This window comes from Burkholderia sp. LMG 13014 (genome assembly GCF_905232215.1).
Taxonomy (GTDB): Bacteria; Pseudomonadota; Gammaproteobacteria; order Burkholderiales; family Burkholderiaceae; genus Burkholderia.
In genome coordinates this window covers 1-1,568 of sequence record NZ_CAJNKE010000939.1, presented here as the reverse complement: position 1 = coordinate 1,568, position 1,568 = coordinate 1, and the positions used below count along the sequence as shown (strand labels likewise).

The following is a 1,568-nucleotide window of genomic DNA, read 5'->3' as shown; positions in this document are numbered from 1 at the left end:
CCGTGAGCGGGCCGGGGCGTAGGATCGCGTAGTCGACGCCCGACGCGATCACCCGATCGTCGCCTTCGCGCTTCATCTGCGAATAGTGGTGCAGCGCGTCCGGGCCGAGTTCGGGCCGGTACGCGGACAGCGAACTGATCACCACGAGCTTCTGCGCGTTGTAGGCGAGCGCATATTCGGCCGCGCGGGCGACCGCGTCGCGGTCGACCTGTTCCTCTTCGGCCGCACCTTCCGATTCGGCCGAGCCGGCCGCGTAGATCACGTGCGTGATGCCCTGGAAGGCATGCGAGAAATCGTTCGTCAGATCGGCCTCGACCACCCGCGCGCCCGGCAGCGCATAGCCGTGCCGGCGCACGAGCGCCGTGACCTCGAACTCCGGCTGCTTGAGCAGCAGATCCGCGCAGGCCTGGCCCGTTCGGCCGGTCGCGCCAATCAGCAGTACCTTCGTCGTCATGAAACCGCTCCTTGGTCGATGCGTCATCCTTCCAGATAGGGACGGACGACCGATATCTCAAGTGTAATGTCGATTTGCCGCCGCGGCGGGTGTGTATTAAGGGGCATACCGGCATCGGGCATACCGGCTGCAGGCATACCGGTTGCATGCGCGAGCCAAGGCTGCCCACCGGCGGCGCGACGGACCTGCCGGCCGTCATTCATTCACACGGATGCGGGAATGACGCGCCGACCGGCTATCATGTGCGCGATGCATTTTTCGCCGCTACGTCATACAACGCATCGGCCCACCGGTTGGAGTACACATGGCATTACCCCTGGACAACGTCAGCATGGCCGTGTTCTGCGACTTCGAGAACGTCGCGCTCGGCGTGCGCGACGCGAAGTACGAGAAGTTCGACATCAAGCCCGTGCTGGAGCGCCTGCTGCTGAAGGGCAGCATCGTCGTGAAGAAGGCCTATTGCGACTGGGATCGCTACAAGGGCTTCAAGGCGTCGATGCACGAGGCGAGCTTCGAGCTGATCGAGATTCCACACGTGCGCCAGTCGGGCAAGAATTCCGCCGACATCCGGCTCGTCGTGGACGCACTCGACCTCTGCTACACGAAGTCGCACGTCGATACGTTCGTGATCATCAGCGGCGACTCGGATTTTTCGCCGCTGGTGTCGAAGCTGCGCGAGAACGCGAAGAAGGTGATCGGCGTCGGCGTGAAGAAATCGACGTCGGACCTGCTGGTCGCGAACTGCGACGAATTCATCTTTTACGACGATCTGGTGCGCGAGCAGCAGCGCGCGCTCGCGAAGCGCGAACAGCAGCAGCGCGCGGGCAACGGCGGCGCGAAGCGGCCGGACGAGCCGTCGCGCAAGCACGACATGGACGCGCGCAAGGCCGAGGCGATCGCGCTGGCGGTCGAGACGTTCGACGCGCTGGCGTCGGAGCGGGACGACGTCGGCAAGATCTGGGCGTCGGTGCTCAAGAGCGCGATCAAGCGTCGCAAGCCGGATTTCAACGAGTCGTACTACGGGTTCCGCGCGTTCGGCAACCTGCTCGACGAGGCGCAGGCGCGCGGCCTGCTCGAAGTGGGGCGTGACGACAAGTCGGGCGCGTTCGTGGCG

General features: G+C 64.9%; 2 protein-coding genes. One reads left to right on the top strand and one right to left on the bottom strand.

The annotated features are described in order from the left end of the window. Nucleotides 1–454, bottom strand: a 454-nt coding sequence (locus JYJ84_RS36335) for an NAD(P)H-binding protein (RefSeq protein WP_205190273.1), incomplete at its 3' end; no start/stop codon positions are given. Between the two features lie 304 nt (nucleotides 455–758). Here JYJ84_RS36335 and JYJ84_RS36330 point away from each other — a divergent pair. Then, on the top strand, nucleotides 759–1,568 hold an 810-nt coding region (locus JYJ84_RS36330; protein WP_205190272.1), incomplete at its 3' end, for an NYN domain-containing protein.